Below are 2,235 nucleotides of genomic sequence, written 5' to 3' on the forward strand. Positions count from 1 at the left end.
GCAAGGTGGAACGGGATGTTGTTCTTCAGAATTAACAGCAAAAGAACTTAAAGCTATTTTCAGCTCGGCTACAGATGAAAAAATAGAAACTGTTAGAAGTGCTTTTAATGAAGCAAAAGATAAATTTGGTTTAAATTCATGCTTTCAAAAGGCTCATTTTTTTGCACAAATATTAGAGGAGAGTGGTACTTCTTTAGAAGTCTCGGAAGGAGAAAGCTTGAATTATGCAGCAGAAGCACTACCTGTACATTTTAGAGTTTTTAGAGCAGATAAGTCTTTAGGGAAGCAAAGTCCTCCTAATGAGAAAGCTTTTTTATACGGTCGTAGTTCTCAAAATAATTATACTGCTAATCAAGAAATGATAGCTAATCTTGCTTACTCGGGAAGATTAGGTAATAGTAATGATCCAAATGTAGGTGATGGTTGGAAATATAGAGGTAGAGGTTTTATACAAATTACTGGTAAGTCAAAGTACGACAAAGTAAATCAAGAAATAGAAAAATCTTTTAAGGATTTTGGAATTACCATTGATGCAAATAATATCAATAAAGATAGAGAAGGCATGATTGCTTCCATGGCTTATTGGAAAGCTTATGGAATTCAAGAACAAGCTGCAAAAGGTGTCGATAGATCAGTTTTAGATGCAATTGTTGATATTATAAATATACATACACCTTCAAGAGACGCGAGATGGAATCACCTGAATAATATTACTAAATTTATTTTTAAAGTTAGTAAATGTTCAAATAATCCAGATGCAATAGTTGAAGAAGAAGGATTAGTGAAGTGTGAATTATGTCAGTCTAATCATATTGATTTAGCTGAAATTTCTAATTGGGTTGCTCAAAAGCCAAAACAATGTTTTAGTGCAACACAAGAAATTTTAAGGAATTATGGTTTACCTGCTAGTTCTGGAGCTAATATAAATCCAATTATTACTGCTAGTCAAAAGAGTAGTGCGACACTTCAAGTTGTAAATTTTGAGTTAGGAGTCCAATATATTGACGAGCAGCTAGCAAGCAAAAAGCCCGTAATTGTAGGGGTTGATGATGGAAGAAATGCAAAATATAATACAGATAAGACAACTGAACACTTTTTAGTACTCGTAGGGAAAGGTTGTGATAATGGTAGTAAGTATTATAGATATTTTGAGGTTGGTACAGCACATTTGACTAAAGGCACCAAAGAAACAAATAGGTTATTTATAAAAGAAGTAGAAAGGTTAATACAAGGGAAGCACCCAGATGGAACAAAAACATATACAGTTGCGCAGGTACGTAGGAATTAAATTACTGTTAGTAGTTTTTAGTATTTTTTCATGTAAAAATAATGCTAAACCAATTATTTCTGATTTCAAGGGCGAAGAGTCTCCTGTATTTGGATTATGGCATAAGCTAACTAAAAGCGATCAAGGATCATATATTATTTATACTCCTTGTGATGCATTAAATACCACAGTACTCCTTAAAGAAGGGTCAAAAAATATAGTTGTTAACTATGGAATAGAGACACAAACATATACTTATACGTCTTTTACAAAAAAAGATAATTTGGCTGACTTTAAAGGAGTTCAGTTTTTTGATCAGAAATTAGCAAATATTAAGTTAGAATTAGAAGGAGATATAGGTACTTGGTATTTACCTAATGATTTTGATGTACTCACTACAAATAGTGCTAATAACTATAAAATCGTTAAGGAAAGTTGTGAACAAGAGTTAATGACATTGGAGGATCAAATTGAGGAATATAAGGAATTAGGCTTTTCTCTTTTTGAAAAATATTTACATGATATTAATAGCGACGGTGAAAAAGATGCTTTTCTCTTATTGAAAGAAGAAAAGTCGAATAATAGTATGCTATCTATTTTGATTAATGATAATGGAAGCTTTAATATTTGGAAGCAGAATAGCAAAATTATATCTAATGTAGATTATAATAGTTGTCCAGCAGAAGGTTTTAGCAATATAGCATTTAAAAACAGTTATTTTACGATTGAAGAGTCGATTTGTGATGGTTGGCTGTTTGTGGATAACTATGTTACATTTAAATATGATAAATCTATTGATGATATTTATTTGCACAAACATGGTCTGATCTATACTGATAGAAGAAATCCTGATAAAAAAATACCCAAGAAAATACTTACCAGAGAACAATTTGGTAAGATTTCATTTAAAAAGTATGATAATACAAATATTAATTGGGTTAAGTAATAATTAGCATAGCGGCCTCCCC

The 2,235-nt window shown here is 31.3% G+C and carries 2 protein-coding genes; both read left to right on the forward strand.

Annotation, left to right across the window (positions count from 1 at the left end; all coding sequences use genetic code 11):
* The coding region (locus tag GMC_RS21635; protein WP_010521292.1) for a glycoside hydrolase family 19 protein at positions 1-1,288 on the forward strand (1,288 nt) is incomplete at its 5' end.
* Complete coding sequence (locus GMC_RS0106030; protein ID WP_010521293.1) at positions 1,245-2,213, forward strand: hypothetical protein; 969 nt, start codon at positions 1,245-1,247, stop codon at positions 2,211-2,213. The genes GMC_RS21635 and GMC_RS0106030, both read left to right, overlap by 44 nt.
* The last annotated feature ends 22 nt before the right edge of the window (positions 2,214-2,235 follow it).

The organism is Aquimarina agarivorans, assembly GCF_000218485.1.
GTDB lineage: Bacteria > Bacteroidota > Bacteroidia > Flavobacteriales > Flavobacteriaceae > Aquimarina > Aquimarina agarivorans.